The 21011-nt window shown below is 51.9% G+C and carries 19 protein-coding genes; 11 read left to right on the top strand and 8 right to left on the bottom strand.

The features are described from left to right. Positions 1-85: 85 nt before the first annotated feature. Positions 86-2860 carry a DNA polymerase I gene (polA, locus tag R3196_RS09050; RefSeq protein WP_318936453.1) on the top strand — a complete coding sequence of 925 codons (2775 nt, stop codon included), beginning with the start codon at positions 86-88 and terminating at the stop codon, positions 2858-2860. A gap of 161 nt (positions 2861-3021) precedes the next feature. Here the strand turns inward: polA and R3196_RS09045 are convergent, their stop codons facing one another. Further along, the gene (locus R3196_RS09045; RefSeq protein WP_318936452.1) at positions 3022-3921 is read right to left on the bottom strand and encodes a DMT family transporter; all 900 of its coding nucleotides are present in this window, start codon (positions 3919-3921) and stop codon (positions 3022-3024) included. Next, the gene (gene yihA / locus R3196_RS09040) at positions 3908-4546 is read right to left on the bottom strand and encodes a ribosome biogenesis GTP-binding protein YihA/YsxC (protein ID WP_318936451.1); all 639 of its coding nucleotides are present in this window, start codon (positions 4544-4546) and stop codon (positions 3908-3910) included. The genes R3196_RS09045 and yihA overlap by 14 nt, the downstream gene beginning before the upstream one ends. Before the next feature lie 112 nt (positions 4547-4658). On the opposite strand from yihA, the gene R3196_RS09035 reads away from it, so the two are divergent. The 3 genes from R3196_RS09035 to R3196_RS09025 all read left to right on the top strand — a co-directional run bounded on the left by R3196_RS09035 (position 4659) and on the right by R3196_RS09025 (position 6753). Then, on the top strand, positions 4659-5297 hold the full coding sequence (locus R3196_RS09035; RefSeq protein WP_318936450.1) for a c-type cytochrome: 639 nt from the start codon (positions 4659-4661) through the stop codon (positions 5295-5297). A 507-nt stretch (positions 5298-5804) separates the two neighbouring features. Further along, on the top strand, positions 5805-6284 hold the full coding sequence (gene yihI / locus R3196_RS09030; protein ID WP_318936449.1) for a Der GTPase-activating protein YihI: 480 nt from the start codon (positions 5805-5807) through the stop codon (positions 6282-6284). After that, the gene (locus R3196_RS09025) at positions 6277-6753 is read left to right on the top strand and encodes a DUF2489 domain-containing protein (protein WP_318936448.1); all 477 of its coding nucleotides are present in this window, start codon (positions 6277-6279) and stop codon (positions 6751-6753) included. Before yihI ends, R3196_RS09025 begins: the two co-directional genes overlap by 8 nt. Here R3196_RS09025 and R3196_RS09020 read toward each other — a convergent pair. Further along, complete coding sequence (locus R3196_RS09020) at positions 6750-8027, bottom strand: amidohydrolase family protein (protein WP_413242913.1); 1278 nt, start codon at positions 8025-8027, stop codon at positions 6750-6752. The two genes, R3196_RS09025 and R3196_RS09020, sit on opposite strands and share 4 nt — an antisense overlap. A 169-nt stretch (positions 8028-8196) precedes the next feature. Between R3196_RS09020 and cysE the strand changes: the two genes are divergently transcribed. Continuing rightward, positions 8197-8994, top strand: coding sequence for a serine O-acetyltransferase (gene cysE, locus R3196_RS09015; protein WP_318936446.1), 798 nt, complete (start codon positions 8197-8199; stop codon positions 8992-8994). A 67-nt stretch (positions 8995-9061) separates the two neighbouring features. Here cysE and R3196_RS09010 read toward each other — a convergent pair whose 3' ends face one another. Next, positions 9062-9268 (bottom strand): cold-shock protein, encoded by a 207-nt coding sequence (locus R3196_RS09010; RefSeq protein WP_034775401.1) that lies wholly within the window; start codon positions 9266-9268, stop codon positions 9062-9064. Positions 9269-9476: 208 nt separating this feature from the next. After that, entirely contained in the window at positions 9477-10025 is a 549-nt protein-coding gene (locus R3196_RS09005; protein WP_318936445.1) for a hydrolase, read from the bottom strand. A gap of 167 nt (positions 10026-10192) precedes the next feature. Here R3196_RS09005 and R3196_RS09000 point away from each other — a divergent pair, with 167 nt between their 5' ends. From R3196_RS09000 to R3196_RS08990, 3 genes are read left to right on the top strand one after another with little or no spacing between them, the layout of a single operon-like run. After that, positions 10193-11206 (top strand): GGDEF domain-containing protein, encoded by a 1014-nt coding sequence (locus R3196_RS09000; protein WP_318936444.1) that lies wholly within the window; start codon positions 10193-10195, stop codon positions 11204-11206. 57 nt (positions 11207-11263) lie between these two features. Then, positions 11264-11755 carry a 5-(carboxyamino)imidazole ribonucleotide mutase gene (gene purE / locus R3196_RS08995; protein ID WP_318936443.1) on the top strand — a complete coding sequence of 164 codons (492 nt, stop codon included), beginning with the start codon at positions 11264-11266 and terminating at the stop codon, positions 11753-11755. Beyond that, positions 11752-12840 (top strand): 5-(carboxyamino)imidazole ribonucleotide synthase, encoded by a 1089-nt coding sequence (locus R3196_RS08990; protein WP_318936442.1) that lies wholly within the window; start codon positions 11752-11754, stop codon positions 12838-12840. The genes purE and R3196_RS08990 overlap by 4 nt, the downstream gene beginning before the upstream one ends. 8 nt (positions 12841-12848) lie before the next feature. Here R3196_RS08990 and R3196_RS08985 read toward each other — a convergent pair whose 3' ends face one another. Beyond that, on the bottom strand, positions 12849-13508 hold the full coding sequence (locus R3196_RS08985) for an alpha/beta hydrolase (protein ID WP_318936441.1): 660 nt from the start codon (positions 13506-13508) through the stop codon (positions 12849-12851). A 7-nt stretch (positions 13509-13515) separates the two neighbouring features. Beyond that, positions 13516-14124, bottom strand: coding sequence for a DUF502 domain-containing protein (locus R3196_RS08980; RefSeq protein WP_318936440.1), 609 nt, complete (start codon positions 14122-14124; stop codon positions 13516-13518). 54 nt (positions 14125-14178) lie between these two features. Between R3196_RS08980 and R3196_RS08975 the strand changes: the two genes are divergently transcribed. Further along, positions 14179-14739, top strand: coding sequence for a glutathione S-transferase (locus R3196_RS08975; RefSeq protein WP_318936439.1), 561 nt, complete (start codon positions 14179-14181; stop codon positions 14737-14739). A 54-nt stretch (positions 14740-14793) separates the two neighbouring features. Continuing rightward, positions 14794-16944 carry a prolyl oligopeptidase family serine peptidase gene (locus R3196_RS08970; RefSeq protein WP_318936438.1) on the top strand — a complete coding sequence of 717 codons (2151 nt, stop codon included), beginning with the start codon at positions 14794-14796 and terminating at the stop codon, positions 16942-16944. Between the two features lie 80 nt (positions 16945-17024). On the opposite strand, the gene R3196_RS08965 is transcribed toward R3196_RS08970, so the two are convergent. Next, positions 17025-19031, bottom strand: a complete 2007-nt coding sequence (locus R3196_RS08965) for a tetratricopeptide repeat-containing diguanylate cyclase (RefSeq protein WP_318936437.1) — start codon at positions 19029-19031, stop codon at positions 17025-17027. A gap of 338 nt (positions 19032-19369) precedes the next feature. Between R3196_RS08965 and R3196_RS08960 the strand changes: the two genes are divergently transcribed. Further along, positions 19370-21011, top strand: a 1642-nt coding sequence (locus tag R3196_RS08960) for a prolyl oligopeptidase family serine peptidase (protein ID WP_318936436.1), incomplete at its 3' end; no start/stop codon positions are given.

The raw sequence follows: 21011 nt of genomic DNA, 5'->3' as shown, positions 1-21011 counted from the left end.
GCGCTATCTTACCATAACTGGCTTGCAGGCTTAGCCTGTGGCATCCTAATTACTTATCGTTTTCAACCAAAGCAGCAGGCCGACTATGACCGCATCTGTACCAGAAAATCCGTTCATCCTGGTTGATGGATCCTCCTACCTTTTTCGCGCTTTTTACGCGCCGCCCCATCTGACCAACTCAGCCGGCGAGCCAACGGGAGCGATCTACGGAGTGGTTAATATGTTGCGCAGCCTGCTCAAAAAGTACGAGCCCAGTCATATGGCGGTGGTTTTTGACGCCAAGGGTCCGACTTTCCGCAATGAGATGTATACCGAATATAAAAGTAACCGGCCGCCGATGCCTGATGATCTGCGTCAGCAAATTGAACCGCTGCATAAAATCGTTAAAGCCCTGGGTCTGCCGCTGTTGTGTATTGACGGTGTTGAAGCGGATGATGTGATCGGTACCCTGGCCGAGCAGGCTGGCCAGGAAGGTCGCTTTACGTTAATCAGTACGGGTGATAAAGACATGGCGCAGCTGGTCAATGGCCATGTCATGCTGATCAACACCATGACCGATACCTTGCTGGATACCGAAGGTGTAGAGACTAAATTTGGTGTAAAACCATCCCAGATCATCGATTTACTGGCGCTGATGGGTGACAGCTCGGACAATATCCCGGGGCTGCCAAAAGTCGGAGAAAAAACGGCGCTGGCTATGTTGCAGGGAATGGGCAGTATAGACGCCATGCTGCAGCGGCCGGAGGCGTTAGCCGAGCTGGGTTTCCGCGGCGCCAAAACCATGCCGGAAAAGCTTCGCGAGCATGAAGATATTCTGTTGCTGTCGCGTGAACTGGCGACGATCAAGCTGGATGTGGCGCTCGATTTTACCCCGGAGCAATTACAGATTGAGCCGGCCGATCAGGAGCAACTGATCGAGCTGTATAAGCAATGTGAGTTTCGTCGTTGGCTGGCCGAAGTTCTCGAGCAGGGCCCAGCCTCTGATGCGGCTCAGCGGCGCAGCACCACCGCGCCGTCTGCTCCTGGCGAGACCGACGCCATCGCCCACGACGATTATCAGGTCATTACCAGCCAGGCCGCTTTAGACGACTGGCTGAAACAACTGAAAGCGGCAGATTATTTTTCCTTTGATACCGAAACCACCAGCCTCAATTATATGGAAGCTGAACTGGTGGGCGTGTCCTTTGCGATCAAACCGGGTAAGGCCGCTTATGTTCCCGTTGCGCACGACTACCCGGGTGCGCCGGACCAGCTTGATCGCAGTGAGGTGCTGGCCCAGCTTAAGCCGCTGTTAGAGGCGCAGAAGCCCGGCAAGATTGGCCAGAACCTGAAATACGATAGCCATATCCTCCGACGCTATGATATCCACCTCAATGGCATTACCAATGACACGATGTTGAACTCTTACGTTTTCAACAGCGTCGGGTCGCGCCATGATATGGACACGCTGAGTCTGCATTATCTGGGGCATCGGGCGATTAGTTTTGAGGATGTCGCGGGTAAAGGCGCGAAGCAGCTTACTTTTAATCAGGTTGGGCTGGAGCAGGCAGGGCCCTATGCGGCCGAGGATGCTGATATTACTTTACGCCTGCACGATAAGCTGTGGGAAGAAGTGCGCGCTGTGCCCTCATTACAAAACGTACTGACCGAACTCGAACTGCCGCTGGTGCCGGTGCTGGTTAATATGGAGCAGCGCGGTGTGCAAATTGATGCTCAGCTGCTGGCGCGGCAGAGTCATGAGATCGCCAAGGAGCTGCAGGAACTGGAGCAACAGGCTTACACTATCGCGGGCGAAGAATTTAATCTGGGCTCGCCCAAGCAATTGCAGCAGATCCTGTTTGAAAAACTGATGCTGCCAGTGCAGAAGAAGACGCCGAAAGGTGCACCCTCGACCGCCGAAGAGGTTCTACTTGAGCTGGCCCACGACTACCCGCTGCCTGACGTGATTATGCGCCATCGCGGCTTAAGTAAGCTGAAGTCGACTTATACCGATAAGCTGCCGAAAATGGTGAATCCGCGTACCAACCGCATTCATACGTCTTACCATCAGGCGGTTACCGCCACCGGCCGGTTGTCATCCAGTGATCCGAATTTGCAGAATATCCCCATTCGGACTGAAGCCGGACGGCGTGTGCGCAAGGCCTTCACCGCGCCCGCTGGCTACAAAATAATGGCGATAGATTACAGCCAGATCGAATTACGAATCATGGCGCACTTGTCGCAGGATCCGAATTTACTGGAGGCCTTTTCGAAAGGCAGGGATATTCACGCGGCAACCGCTTCTGAAGTATTTGGGGTCGCACTGGATGAGGTGAGCAGCGAGCAGCGCCGTCGCGCCAAAGCGGTAAACTTTGGCCTTATTTATGGCATGTCCGCCTTTGGCCTGGCCCGGCAGCTGGATATTCCGCGCCACGAAGCACAGCACTATATGGACAAGTATTTTGAACGCTTCCCGGGGGTACTGCGATATATGGAAGACACCCGCACCCAGGCAAAACGTGATGGCTATGTCGAGACATTATTCGGCCGGCGTCTGCAGTTACCGGAGATTCGCTCATCTAACGGGGCGCGTCGTAAAGCCGCAGAACGGGCGGCCATTAACGCCCCTATGCAGGGCACGGCGGCCGATATCATTAAGTATGCAATGATTGCTGTGTCCGACTATCTGCGCGATAACATCCGCAATGATGATGTCTGGATGATCATGCAGGTTCACGATGAACTGGTATTTGAGGTAAGAGAAAACCGGGTCGATGAAATGAAAAGCGAACTGGTGCGAGTGATGGAGCAGGCTGCGAAGCTTGATGTGCCATTGATTGCAGACGTTGGCGTCGGCAATAATTGGGATGAAGCTCACTAGAAATCAGTGTCTTATAGAAAAACTGAAAAATTTATGAACTTTTGTAAAGGGGCTGAGTCTGAATTATTGAAAGGCGCATTAAACGAGAATTACTGAGTTCGTTTTGTTATTCCCTTTCATAGATGTTCTCTCCCTGGATTGTTAGAACTTTTGCCCGGCTTTTACGCCGGGCTTTTTCTTTTCCGCCGGTTGGCAATCCAAACACCACTTAATATTGCCGCCATACCCATTCCATGCTGAATCAGGAACGGCTCGCCATCCAGTACGCCCAGCAACAGGGCAACAATAGGGATCAGATAGGTTACTGAGCTGGTAAAGGTGGTATTGGTCATCTTCACCACCGTATTGAATATAATCAAGGCTGCCGCAGTACCAATAATCCCCAGAATCAGAATTGCTGTAAGCGCAAAGGCAAACTGTGGATGCGCAGTCTGATCGGCAAACGGTGTGGCGAAAAACAGATAAAGAGCGGCTGGTGGCGCGACCAGAAACAGCGACACGCCGGTAATAGTCAGGGCGCCGAGATCAGGAATATGGTGTTTAATCAGATTCAGGTTCAGACCATAACAGATGGTGGCCAGAATAATCAGCAGTCCGTACCGGTTAAATTCAAAAGTGCCGGCGGAACTGGCAGTAACCAACAACACCGTTCCGCCAAGGCCAATAATGACTCCCAGCCACTGTTGTAGCCGGGCTGGCTGACGAAATAAAAAGACCCCAATAATCAACGTTGCCAGCGGCGTGAATGTATTGAGCACGCCGGTAACACCGCTGGGCAGCTCAGTTTGCGCGAAGGCGAACAAAAAAGCGGGAATAAAGCTGCCAACCAGGCCCACACAAATAAGCTTTGGCCAATGATGGCGTTGCACCCGGGCAAACCGGCGCAAAATGAAAGGCAGGAGTACAAAACCTGCTGAGGCAATGCGGATGGCGGCGAGCTGGTCGGGAGTAAAGGCGAGCAGACCTTTTTTAATGAGCAGAAAGGAGCTGCCCCAGATCAAGGCAAGTAATAGCAATAGTAACCATGCCTTAAAAGGCTGTACCTCACTATTCGTCGTCATCGCCTGGTTCTTGATCAGCGACCGGCTGATTCAGCCAGTCGCTGATAACAGTTTCGGCCTGCGGCAAACCAATTTTGGTGAGCGAGGAGAACATCTCAACCCGCACATCACCGCCAAATACCAGCGCCGCCTCGCGAGCCTGTAATAACGTCGTTTTGCGCGCGCCCGGTTTAAGTTTATCTGCTTTAGTTAGCAGCACCAGTACCGGAATGGCGGAATCTGTTGCCCAGTGCAAAAGCTCCTGGTCGACTTCCCGGTATGGGTGGCGGATATCCATTAAAACCACCAGGCCTTTGAGCGACTCGCGCTTTTGCAGGTATTCACTGAGCGCGCGCTGCCACTTTTCCTTAACTTCCAGCGGCACTTTGGCATAACCATAGCCCGGTAGGTCAATCAGGCGTTTACCCGGCGCGACCTCGAACACGTTGATCAACTGGGTACGGCCGGGCGTCTTACTGGTACGAGCGAGATTGTTCTGCCGCGTCAAGGTGTTGAGGGCGCTGGATTTACCGGCATTGGAGCGACCGGCAAAGGCAATTTCGACGCCTTCATCAGCGGGTAACTGTGAAATGGTGGCGGCACTGGTGACAAATTGTGTTGGCTGAAAGTTTAATGTGGTGTTCATAGACATGCATAACGTTGACAGAAAGCCGATAGTATCATGATTAGACGTTTAATCCGCACAAGTTTTGTGTAAAATAGCCTTTGTTACCAAATCCAGAGCAGAGATATCGCTTATGAAAAAAGTCGCATTGTTTGTTGCGCTATGTATTGGTTTATATACGGGGCTGTCCGCTAAAGCCAGCACCGTTGGCGGAGATGTAGAACGGGGGCAGGAGCTTGCCGGTGTGTGTGCCGCATGTCACGGGCCTAACGGCAATTCGCCGTCTGATATGTATCCGAAAATTGCTGGTCAGCACGCGCCTTATCTTCTGAAGCAACTGCTTGATTATCAGCGCGCCGCCGCGACCAATGGCGAAGAAGGACGGGCGAATGCCATTATGCAGGGGCAGGTTTCCGCTTATAATGAGCAGGAGCTGGCCGACCTGGCTGCTTACTTTGCGGCTCAGGATCCTGAAGTGGGCAGTACCACGGAGACAGCCGTTGCCTATGCTCAGCCGCTTTATCGTGGCGGTGACGACGAGCGCAACATTCCGGCCTGTACAGCTTGTCACGGACCACGTGGTGATGGCATGGGGCTGGCAAAATTTCCTGATATCTCTGGTCAGCATGCCAGCTATGCCCGGCAGCAGCTGGAAATGTTCCGCTCCGGCGAGCGGGCTAATGACCCGAATGGCATGATGCGTGACGTCGCAGCCAAGCTGACCGACAAAGATATCGAGATGCTGTCTAGTTATTTAGAAGGCCTGTACTAAGGTTCAGGCGCAATACTGCTAGGGTGAGCCCTGGTTAAAAAGGCAGCAGTCAGTGCTGCCTTTTTTTATTTTTGTTAAAGAATTAATAAAAAAAGACGTTATAAACCATGGCTTAAACAAAAAAGTAATAAGAAACCATTTTTATAGATCATAAAAATCATTGATAAAAAATTCGGAATCAGTAGTCTGAATGCCATCGAAAGCCGCCATGGCGGCCTTCCAAAGCTTTAATCCAGGGAATAACAACATGGCCAGGAGGCCTTCATAACCAAGCAGACGAATAACAACAAAGCTCGGTTAATGCGCAAATAAATAATAATAATAATAAAAAAGTCAGGGACGTTATAATTTTAAAACATGGAAGATATGACAACCGTTCTCAACATAACCGCGTGTGCGCTTTTGTGTAGAGAGAATAAATATTAGGCGATGGAGACATCGCCTTTTTATTTGCCCCCGCACTCAGGTAGACTATTATTCAGTAAATCCCTTTAAACTGGATAGTTTATGACCCGTCGTAAGAAAACCCGCAAAACCGGCCCGCTGGCCGCAGCTAAAAAACCTAAATCTGAATTAGAGCGCACTCCAACCGTTAGTAAGGTTACCCCGGGCAAAGGTCGTAAGCCTGGCAGCCGCATGAATGAACTTTCCGAAGCGACCCGACGTAAGTTATCAGCTAGTGAGAAAAGCCAGCAGGACCCTCGTATTGGCAGTAAGAAGCCGGTTGAGCTGGTCACATCGGTTACTGCGTCCGTTGCGCCTAAACCCGCGCAAAAGGCCTTTGACGAAGAAGCGGCCTTTGCTGAACTTCAGGCACTGGAGAACGATCCACGGCTGCAGTCCTTGCTGGAGCGCCTGGATCAGGAAGAACAACTAAGTGATGCCGATCTCCGTTATGTGGATGAGCGTACCGAACGCTTCAGCCAATTAGCTGAGCAACTCGGTATCGATTTAAATGATGATGATGAATGGGAAGACGATGACTGATTACGCAATACCCCTGTGGGGCTGGATTGTTATAGGTGCAGCAATAGCCGTCATTGTGGTGCTGGCATTTGTTGCCGGGCGACTGCTGGCTCGTCTCTATCACCAGCAACGCCGTCGTCAGGATGCCATGCATAAGCGCAACGAGAACCTCGATGAAAGTATCAGAACCATAGCCCGGGCAATGGAACAGGGGCAGTGCGATTTTTCTGAGGGCGCTCTGCGCATCGCGGTGCTGCTTGATCATCGCGCGGAGGTCGACAAGCCGGACTATCCGGCCAAATACCCCGCCGTGCATCAGATGTATGAGCGTATTAAGCATATGCCTACCCATGATGCACGCAAGCAATTTCCAAAAAAAGAGATCCGACGTATGGATGAAGAGCGTGAGGGGTATGAACGCGAGCTGAAGGACGCCATTTTAATCGACGTCCGTCAGCTACAGGAAGATTTCAGATTGGATAAAGCTTAATTTTTGTAAAGCACTCCATCTTTGATGACCAGGTCGATGGCGCTTAGCAGCGTAATATCTTTTAGCGGGTCACCGGTTACTGCAACAATATCGGCCCGCTTGCCAACCTCAAGTGTACCTATTTCAGTAACACCTAACAGCGCAGCGGCTTCTGCCGTGGCGCTGCGGATTGCGGTAAGTGGGGGCATACCGGCTTCGACCATGTAAATGAACTCGCGATAGTTCTCGCCATGATCAAAGACGCCGGCATCGGTTCCAAAAGCAATCTTTACGCCGGCTTTGTAGGCTTCAGCAAAGGTGCTCTGGATAAGTGGCCCAATCGCGGCTGCTTTAGGACGCACAATATCCGGAAAATAACCGTCAATTTTAGCGCGTTCAGCTACTGATTTGCCGGCAGTAATAGTCGGCACGTAATAGACGCCTTTGGCTTTCATCGCGTCCATAACTTCAGTGTCCATGTAGGTACCATGCTCGATTGAATCAACGCCGGCTTCAATAGCCCGCAGCATGCCTTCTTTGCCGTGCGCATGAACCGCTACTTTCATTCCGTAATCTTTGGCGGTAGCAACCACAGCTTCCAGCTCATCCATCATAAACTGTGGATTCTGGCCGCTTTTAGCCATGCTTAAGACCCCGCCGGTTACCGTAATCTTAATCAGGTCGGAGCCGGCCTGATAGCGCTCACGCACAGCCTGGCGCATCTCGTAAGGGCCATCACCAACACCATCGGCCGGGGTCGGGGATTCATATAAGCCTTCCCGTGCGCCATTAGTAGGATCAGCATGACCTCCCGTCGTGGCAATAGACTTACCGGAAGTGTAAACCCGCGGTCCGTCAACCTTGCCAGCATTGATGGCGTTACGAAGTGAAATACTGGCGTTAAAGGCGTCGCCAAGGTCACGCACCGTGGTAAAGCCGGCTAACAAGGTTTTCTCTGCGTAGTAAACCGAGTCCAGGGTTACGTCGGCCGCATTTTTGGTATAGCGTTCAATGTAACTGCCACGCGACATTTGCGAGGTCAGGTGCGTATGCATATCGATGAAGCCTGGCATTACAGTGCCGGCGCGGCGGTCAATAATCACATCGCCGACAGCAGCTTTGCGGAAACCTTTTTCCACCGCCACAATATGGGCGCCATCAATGACCACAGTCATATTTTGCTGCGGGGCATTGGCGGTTCCGTCGATTAGGGTGCCGGCGTAGACTAAAGTTTCGGCCTCGGCACTGTGCGCACAGGCGGCAATAACGGCAATAGCTATTAATTTACGCATGATGCTGTCTTCTCTTTTATTAGTTAGTGAATAGGTTAACCTTACGCTGGCAACCGCTATAAGATCAAGCTGGCTGCTGGCAACCTGCCCCATTTTCAAGGTCAGTTAACGCTATAGCACGTAAATTGATATACTAGCCAACAGAAACCCTGAGCTGACGGTATGACGATAGATGTTTACACGCATTCGTGAAGATATAAAAAGTGTATTTGACCGGGATCCCGCTGCCCGCAATTCCTTTGAGGTGTTAACCACCTATCCGGGGCTGCACGCGGTATGGTTTCACCGCCTGAGTCACAAACTATGGACCTGGCGCTGGTATTGGCTGGCACGCTTTATCTCGACGATATCCCGCTGGTTTACGGGCGTCGAAATTCATCCCGGGGCCCGCATCGGCCGGCGGTTCTTTATCGATCACGGTATGGGTGTTGTGATTGGCGAAACCGCAGAGATTGGCGATGATGTCACTATTTACCATGGCGTGACCCTCGGCGGCACGAGCTGGGATGGAGGGAAGCGTCATCCAACCCTGAAAAATGGCGTGGTGATCGGTGCCGGCGCCAAAGTGCTGGGGCCCATTGAAGTCGGCGAAAATGCCCGGATTGGCTCCAACGCTGTGGTCGTGAAAGCGGTACCTGCGAACACGACGGTTATGGGCATTCCGGCGCGGGTGGCCAGTTCGCCGCAGGACAGAGAAGCGGTGAAACGGCGTGAAGAAATCGCCAAAGAATATGGTTTTGATGCCTATGCGATTTCTGCCGATAACCCCGACCCGGTTGCCACAGCTATGGGGCGCATGTTGGACCATGTTCATGTGCTGGATCAGAAAGTCAGCGATTTATGTAAGGCAATAAATGAATTAGGTGGCGATGTGTGCGAAAAGCTACCCGAAGTTGAGCTCGATGATGTTGATTTTATCAATGCTGAACAAGCCGCTTCACAACGCCGGCAAACCAAGAAACAGGAATAAAAAAAGCCGCTCAATGAGCGGCTTTTTCGATAAAGAGTTCGCTTTACGCGAGCACCTTATGTCGTAATTACATAGGTACTACGTTTTCAGCTTGTGGACCTTTAGGGCCTTGAGCGATAGTGAACTGAACTTGCTGGCCTTCAGCCAGAGTTTTGAAGCCGTCAGACTGGATTGCACTGAAATGTACAAATACGTCTGCGCCTTGTTCTTGCTCGATGAAACCGAAGCCTTTAGCTTCGTTAAAGAATTTTACTTTACCAGTTACTGTAGACATGCTGTGAATTCCTCGTATTGCATGTGAAAATCTAGGGTATTGCTAATAAAAATACGTGTATTACTTGGGACTTACAAAACGAGGTACAGCAATAGACTTCGTAACAGACCACAATCCAACAGCCGAATTTTTCTAGCGACAATTAGTATACGCGAGAACAGCTTATTGTCAATTAAACTTTTATTAACGTGCTTTATTGCAGGGGGTTTTACCCCCGAATCCAGTTCTTGGTAATATGCCGGAACTGGTCGGTGGCACCTCGATGTAGCCATTCATAAGCGGCCATTTCCGATGAAATAACACAAATGCCGGCCTGGCGCAGTCGTGATAATGCTGTTTCTTTATCGCTGGGGCGACGCGATCCGACCGCGTCTTCCACGACATAAACCTGGTAGCCGCGCTGCTGCAGCTCCACGGCGGTCTGCAAAATACAGACATGAACTTCCATACCCATGAGGATAATCTGCTTCGGCTTGATTTCATCCAGCGCATCGCTGAAGTTCGGCTCCTGCACCGCACTAAAGTGGATCTTTTCAACTACTCGCGCGTTCTCAATGACACCGGCCAGATCCGGGACGCTGATTCCCAGCCCCTTTGGGTATTGTTCCGTTACAATCACAGGTACTTGCAGCTCATTAGCAATTTCGCCCAGCCAACGCATACGTGCGATGAGTTGATCGCGCTGATGGATGACCGGCGCCAGCCGTTCCTGGACGTCAACAATAACCAGCAGGCTTTCGGCAGCTTTCAGTAGCATAGATTTAAATCCCCAAATGGTTGAAACAAAGTTGGTGAGATATTAGTTGTCTATTGTGCCGCAAACGATTTGCTATTCACAGTTGTAGGTTATAGTTTAAACAGAACGAAGCAGTATGACCTGGCTAGACCCGCCTGGCGAACCATTAGCTTGAACGGATAAAGACCATGAATTCAGCACATATTGATACAGCATCATCAGAACTCAGTCTCTGGCACAACTTCCGGTTGCAGGCTATGCGCCTCATTTATGTCGGGGTGGGCCTGGTACTGGTAGGGATCTCGGTTTTTCTGGCGCTCGACAGCAAACTCGTTGGCGGAGCGGCGCTATTGGTCGGCAGTGTCGGTTTTCTGGCTGCTGGTTATGCTTACCGGCGCAAGCCGGCACCACAGTGGCTGAATTTTATCTTTATTTGCGTACTGGGTGCGTTGGTGAGCATCTCCATGCGAAATACCGGCATTCTCGGCGTTTACTGGATGTATCCAGTACTGGCCATGGTCTTTTTCATGTTCGATAAGGCTATCGTTGTCCTTGTTATTATGCTCATTTATGCACTTTTCGCCGCCGTTACTTACTGGTTCCTGCCATTTGATTATGCCTGGCGCATTGCCTTGTCGATGCTGGTGCTGATTGGCGTTGGCGCGATTTTCCTGATTCTCATGTCGCGTCTGCAGCGCAATCTTGACCGCGCCACCGCCACCGATACACTAACCGGTTGCTATCAACGCGATTACCTGGCGGATTTGTTGCAGCAGGCAATAAGCCGCTCGACGCGGAAAAAAGAGCCGCTATCGGTGATGGTGCTGGATCTTGATTCCTTTCAGTCGGTGAATGACAAATATGGCTATATGTTCGGCGACAAGGTATTGCAGGAAACGGCAGAACGAATTCGCCGCTCGGTGCGCGATAATGACGTGGTGATTCGTAGCAGTGGCGCTGAATTTACCATAGTGATGCCCGGCGTGGCGCTTCATCAAGCCGCTGAAATTGCCGCTGATGTGCTAAACCGGATCCGCCATGAGCCGTTCGCGGTTCGGACCATGATGACGACGGTGACGGCGAGCGGCGGGGTTGCTCAGCATCAGCGCGGACAAAGCTGGAGTAACTGGCTGGAAGCCGCTGAGGATGCGATGGGAAAAGCGAAGTCCCAGGGCCGTAACCGGCTGAAGATCGCGCAATAAATTTGCACCCGCTGGCGAGGCTGGCTACAATTCGCACCTTTCCCAAAGGAGCACCTCATGGCACCTGTACTTATTCTGATGGGCTCGCAATCAGACTGGCCCGTAATGCAACATGCCGCGCAGATGTTAAAAGATCTTGGCGTTGAATGGCGCGCTGAAGTGGTTTCTGCTCATCGGACCCCCGATTTGTTGCAGACCACTATGCAGCAGGCGGAACAGGATGACGTACCTGTGGTCATTGCTGGCGCCGGCGGCGCTGCTCATTTACCGGGTATGCTCGCGGCCTTTACCGCGATTCCGGTGTTAGGTGTGCCGGTACCCGGTAAGCAACTAAAAGGTCTCGATAGTCTGCTTTCTATCGTACAGATGCCAAAAGGCGTTGCCGTGGGCACCCTGGCTGTTGGCCCCGCGGGCGCTGCTAACGCCGGCCTGCTGGCCGCTCAGATTATCGGTGTCAGCGACAAAGCCGTTCGCGATCGCGTGCAGCGCTTCCGGGCCCAGCAACGCGAAAAAGTAATGAGTGGAGCCAAACTGGAGCTGCCGGAATGAAGCTACTCTTTATCGGTGACGGACAGCTCGGCCAGATGCTGGGCGCGAGTGCGGTAAGTCATGGCCATGAATGCCTGCTTTACAGTACCCGCACCGAAAAAGTAAAACCGCTGTCGGCACAGGTTGATCTGCAGATGAGCCTCAATGAAGCCATTGCCTGGGCGGATGCCGTCAGTTGGGAGCATGAAGATATTCCAGCCGACATTATCGCTGCCGCCCACGATAAGTTTCTGATGGATCCGGCACGTATCAAAAGCCTGACCGATCGTCGCGCGGAAAAGAAGTTATTTGATGACTGCCAACTACCAACCGCCCCCTGGAAAAGCTACCACACCGAAACTGAGCTGCAGCGTTTGCTGGAGCAGAGCGAATACCCGCTGGTGCTGAAAACAGCACGCGGTGGTTATGACGGTAAAGGGCAATGGCGCTTTCAGGCCGGTGATGATACCGCTGCACTGGCAGCCGAAGCTGGGGCTCAGTCGGGCATCGCCGAACAGATGATTCCGTTTCAACGCGAGGTGTCTCTGGTTGGTGCCCGCGGCAAAGATGGCAGCGTTTGCTGCTATCCATTAATTACCAATGTTCATCAAAGCGGCATTCTGAGCTATAGCCTGGGTGCAATTGATGCAGTGCCTGAGGAATTGCAGCGTCGCGCTGAAAGTTGCTTCCGGCGCCTGACCGATGCATTGAATTATATCGGCGTATTGGCGATTGAGTTTTTCGTGGTCGGGGACGGCGATGATGCCCGCTTACTGATCAATGAAATTGCGCCACGGGTGCACAATTCCGGGCACTGGACCATGACTGGTGCGAACTGTAGCCAGTTTGACCTGCATATCCGGGCGCTGACTGGCATGACCTTGCCGGAGTTGCGGCTTGAGCCCACCTTAATGATCAACGTTATTGGCGCGGAAAAAATTCCGGTCGGGCTGTGGCATCACAGTGACACCCATTGTCACTGGTACAACAAAGAAGCACGGCCAGGGCGCAAAGTCGGTCACGTTAATGTACGTGTCACTGACCGCGACAGCGCGTTGCGCTGGGTTAGCCAGTGGGCCGGAAAACTGCAGGTGCTGGCGAGCTAATCCAGCACTTATGCCAGCACCTTAGTTAACCACCTGCTGATTTCCTGAATCTGTTCAGGGCACACCTGGTGCTGCATATCAAAAGCCTGATACTCCACCTTATAGCCGCGATCCATAATCCAGGCCTGCGCCTGCTGACCAAGCCGTTCGGCGACGACCGGATCCTGTCGACCATGCTGAATCATAACCGGGATATCCTGATTGGCTGGGTGCAATTTAATGGACGGCGCTGTGGCCAGGTAACTGGACAACACCAATAAACCTGCCAGCCGCTCCGGGTGCGATAAAGCCGCCTCGTATGCGACCGCACCGCCCTGCGAAAATCCGGCGATAACGATGTGCTCACTGGCAATTCCGCGCTCATTCTCACGCGCTATCAGATCCGTGACACGGGCGGCTGAGGCACTTAGCTGGTTGGTATCTACTTTGCGGTCAATGGCCATATCGGTAATGTCATACCAGGCTGGCATGACCATGCCGCCGTTGATCGTGACAGGGATCTTAGGTGCATGGGGAAAAATGAAACGCACCTGAGCCGAGTCGGGCAAGGTTAAGTGGGGCACCAGCGGGGCAAAATCATTGCCATCGGCACCCAGCCCATGCAACCAGATAATGGCGCGGTTGGCAGGCTGTTCCGGCTCGATTTCAACACAAGGCAAATACGACATCAGGCTATCAGTCCTTATTTTTTGGAATGGTTTTATTCTTGCCCAGACCAGCGCTGATAGTCAGCTGCATGGCATCGGCCGGGGACATATCGAGGGGCTGTATGCAGTCGCGGGAGACAATAATGGTATAGCCGCCGACGTTATAACTCATGGGCAGCAATACCGCCACATGGTCTTCGTCGAGCAGCGCCGACAGGCGATCACCCTTCAACCCGCTGCGCTTGGTAATAATACCGATTAGCCGCACATCGCCGGGCAAAGTGACCAGCACCACCGACTCATCAGCAAAACTCTTACCCGACATCAGGTCAACGGCTTCGGTCAGGGTGCCGTAAAGATTGCTCAGCACCGGCATGCGTTCGATCAGCATGCCTGGCAGCGCCCAGAATTTACTGACAATACGCCACCGGGTACTGAAGCCGATAAACACCGCAATGCCAAGAAAGCTGACAAAAGCCAGACCCGGCAGGTAATAGTCTTCGCCGATGAGGCCAATCCATAGCGGACGTAACCAGGCCTCGACAGTTACCAACAGCCAGTGCACCAGGGCAATGGTTAACGCAATAGGTAATAAAACCGCCAGACCTTTGAGTAAATACTGAAGCGCTCTTTTCATTATGCTAATCTCTTCGACAACATACCTATAGCTTAACGTTTTTCAGGACTCAGTATGAAGTTATTTGGCAGTTATACCTCGCCGTATGTGCGTCATTGCCGCATTGTGCTGGCTATGAACCAACAGAACTACCAGTTAATTCCGGTGGATTTTTCCACAAGTGCCGGCCAAAGCCCGACCAAGCGGGTGCCTTACTTCGAACATAACGGGGTTAAGTTGCATGATTCTGCCCCGATCATCCGCTATCTGCGCGATCTTGCTGGACAGCCGTTTTGTGCAGATGCGATAGACTTTGATCTCTTTTGTATGGTCAGCACGGCGATGGACACGGAAATTAATTTATTCTTGCTCGAGCGTGACGGCTTAACGCCTGAGCACAGCGCCTACCTGCAACGTCAGCGGGACCGCATCGACAGCATCCTGGCCGATTTGAATGACCGGGAGTTACCGACAGAAGGTCCTTATACCGATGGTCAGTTGCGGTTGGCCTGCTATCTGAGCTGGGCCCAGTTCCGACAACGTCTGGACATTCATCAGTGGCCCGCATTACAACAGTTTTTGGTGTCGTTAAACAGTCAGCCGTGGTTTGCCAATACCCACCCGGCGCTGAGTTAGTCTTCCGGTATTGAGAGTCTGTTATTAACAACAAAGCGTTTATGGAGTCAAAGAATGAAATACCTTTCGGTAATGATTGGCGCGGCCCTGCTAGCGGGCTGTTCGCCACAGCAAGAAAACAAAGAAGCGGAAACCTCCGTGGATACTGAGGTGACCTACCCGGTCACTTATCGCGGTAACGTCAGTGACACTTATTTTGGCACCGTGGTGGCGGATCCCTACCGCTGGCTGGAAGACGATCGCAGCCCGGAAACGGAGGCCTGGGTTGAAGCGCAGAATGAAGTGACTTTCAACTACCTGGAGAAGATCCCCTATCGTGATGATATTCGTCAGCGCCTGACCGAACTGTGGAACTACGAAAAAATCAGCGCGCCTTTCACTGAGGGTAATTACACCTATTTTTATAAAAACGACGGTCTGCAGAACCAGTATGTGGTTTACCGTACCGACGCCGAAGGCAATACCGAGGTGTTCCTTGATCCCAATACCTTCAGCGAGGACGGCACCACCTCACTGGCCAGCCTGAGCTTCTCGAAAGACGGCTCGCTGGCAGCCTACGCGATTTCAGAAGGCGGTAGTGACTGGCGCAAAATTATCGTTATTGACGCGGAAACCAAAGAACAGCTGGAACCTGAATTGCACGATGTTAAATTCAGCGGCATTTCATGGTTTGGCAATGAAGGCTTTTACTATTCAAGTTATGACAAGCCAGAAGGCAGTGAGCTGTCAGCAAAAACTGATCAGCACAAATTGTATTATCACCAGCTGGGCACAGCCCAGGCCGATGATGAAGTGGTATTTGGCGGAACCGAAGAGCAGAAACACCGCTACGTAAGTGGCACGGTTACTGAAGATGATCGTTACCTGCTTATCTCTGCTGCAGTATCAACCTCTGGTAACAAGCTGTTTATAAAAGACTTAACCAATCCAGCGGCGCCGATGGTCACGATTCTTGATCATACGGCTTCAGATACCTACCTGCTGGATAACCAGGACAGCACCTTGTATCTGGTGACCAACCTGGACGCACCCAACAAACGTGTGGTCACAGTGGATGCAAGTACTCCACAGCCAGCCAACTGGCAGGACTTTATCGCCGAAACCGGCAACGTATTAAGCCCATCAACCAGCGCTGGCTATATCTTCGCTGAGTATATGGTTGATGCGATTGCCCAGGTTAAGCAGTACGGCTATGACGGTACATTGATCCGTACTGTCGATTTACCCGGCGTGGGCAGTATTGGCGGCTTCCGTGGCGACCGTGATGATGAAGAAGTCTATTACACGTTCACCAATTACAATACGCCATCCACCATTTACGAATTTGATCCGGAATCTGGTGAGTCGGCGGTTTACGAGAAATCACAGGCTGATTTCAACAGTGATAACTATGAGTCGAAGCAGGTATTTTATACCTCTAAAGATGGCACCAAAGTGCCGATGATTATCACCCACAAGAAAGGCCTGGAGCTGGACGGGACCAATCCGGCGATGTTATACGGCTACGGCGGTTTTAACGTCAGCCTGACGCCGTCCTTCAGCGTAGCCAACGCGGTATGGCTGGAACTTGGCGGTGTGTATGCTGTGCCGAATCTGCGCGGTGGTGGTGAATATGGTAAAGACTGGCATAACCAGGGCACCCAGATGAAGAAACAAAATGTATTTGATGACTTCATTGCCGCTGGTGAGTATCTGATTCAGGAAAATTACACCTCAAGCGATAAGCTGGCGATCCGTGGTGGTTCCAACGGGGGCTTGCTGGTGGGCGCCGTGATGACGCAGCGTCCCGACCTGATGCAGGTTGCGCTGCCAGCAGTGGGCGTACTCGACATGCTGCGCTATCACACCTTTACTGCAGGTGCTGGCTGGGCTTATGACTACGGTACCGCTGAAGACAGCAAGGAAATGTTTGAGTATCTGTATGGTTATTCACCGGTTCATAACGTGAAGCAGGGCGAACGGTACCCGGCCACGCTGATCACCACGGGTGACCATGATGATCGTGTAGTACCAGCGCACTCATTTAAGTTTGCCGCTGAACTGCAGGCGAAAGATAACGGCCCTTATCCGCAGCTTATCCGCATTGAAACCAATGCCGGACATGGCGCCGGTACGCCGGTATCCAAGACCATTGAGCAGTGGGCTGATATCCACAGCTTTACCCTGTATAACATGGGTATTAAAGAGCTCTCAGAAATACAATAAGACATGACGGAGATTGCTCTTTTGAAACGACAAAGCCCGCGGTTAAACGCGGGCTTTTTTATGGTTATCCAAAAACAGGCTTAGCCTTGCTTGGGGCCGTGGATGGTGGTCACCGAGATAATGTTCTCACCGATAGCGCCGGGTAAGTCGTTCTCGAGGCGTTTACGCGCTTGCGCAAACGGCTGGTTCAGTTCCATCACGCCCCAGGCCTGGTTACGGCCGTAAACTTTACCGGCATAAAGCGCCAGATCAGCCAACTGCAGGGTCTCTTCCCAGTCCATTTCGTTATTGTCGAGATCGGCAAACGGGAAGCTGATAAAGCCGGCCGTTGCGGTAACCGGGATGCTATGATCTTCATGGGAAACAGGTTCAGTGCCAATCACGTCAAGTACACGCTGGGTTAAACGGGGCAGAGCATCGTGTTCGGCATTAGACAGATAGATGAGGAACTCCTCACCGCCCCAGCGCACGACTTTATCGGACTCGCGGGACACCTCTATCAGGCGTCTGGCAATCTCCACTAACACCGCGTCGCCGGCGGTATGGCCGTAGTGATCATTGATGCGCTTGAAGTAATCGATATCCAGCAGAATCATGGCATCTTCGCGTTTCCTCTGGCCCTGCTCCCGTTTTTGCCGCTCCAGTTCCTGTTGAATAGCCCGGCGGTTTAGCAGGCCCGTGAGCGGGTCGCGAATAGACTGATCGGCCAGCATGGCGTTGGCATCTTTCAGTTTCAGATTAGACTTGCGGGCAGCGCGGTAAAGGAAATAAACCAGCACCCCGGCGATTAACGCCAGAATCACCAACAGAGTCAGGATTAACTGACGTTGCTCTTCGTTTTTCAGCAGCTGTTGTTTGAGGTCGTTTTGCTGCTGCAGTAACTTAATCTGTTGCGCTTTATCTTTGTTGTCGTAAAGGTTCTGCAATTCAGTCAGGTTTTTTTGCAGCTCCAGACTGAATACTTTATCGCGCAGGTCACGTTGCTCTAGCAGTATTTGCGCCTGCTGCTCATACTTTCCGGCCATTCCAAGCGCTTCTGCGTATTCGCCAAGCACGCCTTCAAATTCGGAGTCAATCCAGGTGTCACGGAAATGATCAACGGCGGCTTTCATGGTATTCAACCCTTGCTCATGTTCACCCTGATGAACATCGACAAAGCCGAGATTAAACTTAAGCAGCTCGGTGGCAATTTCATCCTTCTGCGGTTCTGCCAGCAACAGCGCCTGATTTAGCAGCGCTTCGGCGTCATCATAGCGGCCAGTACGGATGTCGAGATCGGCCATATTGTTTAGGATGATACCGTAGAGATCACGGTTGTCTTCATCATCAGCATAACGATCCGCCAACTGCTGATAAACCGTCAGGGCCTCTTCATAGTTGCCGCGCTCGGTTTCAGTAATCGCCTTTTGCAGTAAAATTTCGCCATAAAATATATCAGCCAGTTGCAGCGACTCGGCCTGCGCGAGTGCTTCATCGGCATGGCGAATGGCTTCTTCATAATTTTTGAGTTGTGTCTGCAGCTCAGCGATGCGTAGCTTAATGTGGATACGGCGAATATGCGTACGCGAGTCATCGGTTTCGTCGACGGCATCAGCCGCCTGAATCAAATGCTCGAGCGCCCGTTCATACTGACTTTTATTACTGAAGACCCGGGCCACGAGGTTATGAATATAGTAGCGTACCCGCGGTAGGGTAGCGTCCTGCAGCGGCACTATTGCCTCATTTAGCAGGGTATAGGCTTCAGTTAACTTGCGCTCGATCAGCTTGAGTTCAATGTGATTGGCCGCCGCTTCGGCAATCGCATCGGGAATGCCCGACTGTGCCGCCAACTCTGCTACCTGGGCATGAATTGCATAAGCTTCCGTCATTTTACCGTTATAAGCCTGATACATAGACAGATAGGACAGGGTGCGCACGCGGCTCATTACCGGAGTCCTTTCGCTAAGGCTGTCGGCAATGGCTTCGAGCTCAGTCACAGCGTCTGCAACAGTGTTGGCATTGTTTAATAACTGATCAAGGCGGAATTCAATCGCAGGCTCAACCGCAGGTCGTTGCTGTGCCTGCACCGTCGGCGCGAAGGCAAACATCGCAATCGCCAGAGTGACGCAGAGGAAAGCGTTATAAAAACAGGGCTGTTTGCCGGTCCGTAGAGCAATCACGAATTATCAGGTTCCCTATAAAACAGATGTCGGATTTTATACGGACAAAGGCACGGGGTCCGTTTTTATTTAAACTTCGAGTATGAAGAATACCGAAGTGGTCAGACAACTTCAATTGGTCATGCGATGAACAGCACCTATACACGATAACAAGTTTCCTTGTTATTTCAATGTTAAGCCGAAATATTTTTTTACACTTAGATGGTGCTTTTTGGTGGTTTACTGTGAGATATATGATCATCGCTTCTGTAACCGAGAACCTGATTATGACAACTACCCTTTCGAAACAGCGACTGCTGGGGCCCTCGTTGATATTAGCGCTATTGCTGAGCGCTTGTTCTGGCGAAACGCCGCCAGCGCAAACTGCGGCACCGGTTGCCGAACAAAAGCCTTATATTGTTGCATCGCCCCATGGTGATCGCGAGGACCCTTATTATTGGCTGCGCGATGATGCCCGGGTTGCGCCCGAGGTCATTGCTTATCTGGAAGCGGAAAACGCTCACTATGACAACTATCGGGCGGATTACAGCGAACTGACCCAAACCCTGGAGCAGGAAATTATCGGCCGGGTTAAGCAGGATGACAGCTCAGTACCTTATTCGAAGGGTGATTACAGCTACGCGGTTAAATATGAGCAGGGCAAAGAATACCCCATCTATACCCGCACCCATCTGGAAACCGGCGCCGAGCAGGTCATGCTGGACGTGAACCAGCTTGCTGAAGGTGAGGCCTTTATGCAGGTCGGTAATTTGCAGGTAAGCCCGAATCAGCAGCTACTGGCCTACATGGTTGATCATACCGGTCGCCGGCAGTACCAGTTGCGCGTTCGTGATCTGACTACCGGCGAGGATATCGACAGCCAGTTGGCCGGGCTGTCGTCAGCCATTGCCTGGGCCCAGGATAACCAGACCCTGTTTGTGATTGAAAATGATCCCCAGACCCTGCTGTCGACCCGTGTACTCAAGCATAGAATCGGTGATCCGGCGGACGCTGTTGAACTGGTATATGAAGAGCAGGACAATACCTTTTACATGTGGGTCAGCAATAGTACTGATGGTGAGTACATCATGATTAACCTGGACGCCACGGTATCTGATGAAATCCATGTGATGAATGGCAATAACCTCGAGGCTGGTTTTCAGGTCATCGCGCCGCGCGAGCGTAACCTGAAATATGAAGCCGACCATCTCGATGGCCGCTGGATTATCCGTACCGATCTGAACGCGCCAAACTATCAGATCATGCAGGTGGCAGCGGACCAACTGGGTGACAAAGCCAACTGGCAGCCGTTAGTGGAGCACAGCAGCACGGTCTTCATTCAGGATTTCACCGTATTTAAGTCGCATCTGGCGCTGAATGAGCGCAATGACGGCTTGCGGCAAATCCGGGTTATTCGTTGGGATGATATGGCCAATTCCACCATCATCTCAGCCGATGAGCCAGCCTATGCCATGTACTTTGAGCGTAACGTTGAGCAGGACACCGATACCCTTCGCTATACCTATACTTCGCTAAAGACGCCGGCAATTGTTTACGCTTATGACATGAACTCTGGCATGCGCACGGTGCTGAAGCAGCAGGAAGTCCCCACCTATGATGCCAGCCAGTACGAAACGGCGCGCACCTGGGCACCGACTGCTGATGGCGTAAAAGTGCCGGTGTCATTGCTGTACAAGAAAGGCTTCAAAGCCGATGGCAGCGCGCCTTTATATCAATACGCTTATGGGTCCTACGGATCGACCGCTGAGCCTGGCTTCCGCTCGACCATATTCTCATTGGTTGATCGCGGTTTCGTTTATGCCATTGCCCATATTCGTGGCGGCCAGGAAATGGGCCGCGACTGGTATGAAAGCGGCAAGCTGCTGAATAAGAAAAATACCTTTACCGACTATATCGCGGTAACGGATC

This window comes from Pseudidiomarina sp., assembly GCF_033722695.1.
Classification (GTDB): Bacteria; Pseudomonadota; Gammaproteobacteria; order Enterobacterales; family Alteromonadaceae; genus Pseudidiomarina.
This window is presented reverse-complemented; position numbering and strand designations above follow the sequence as displayed.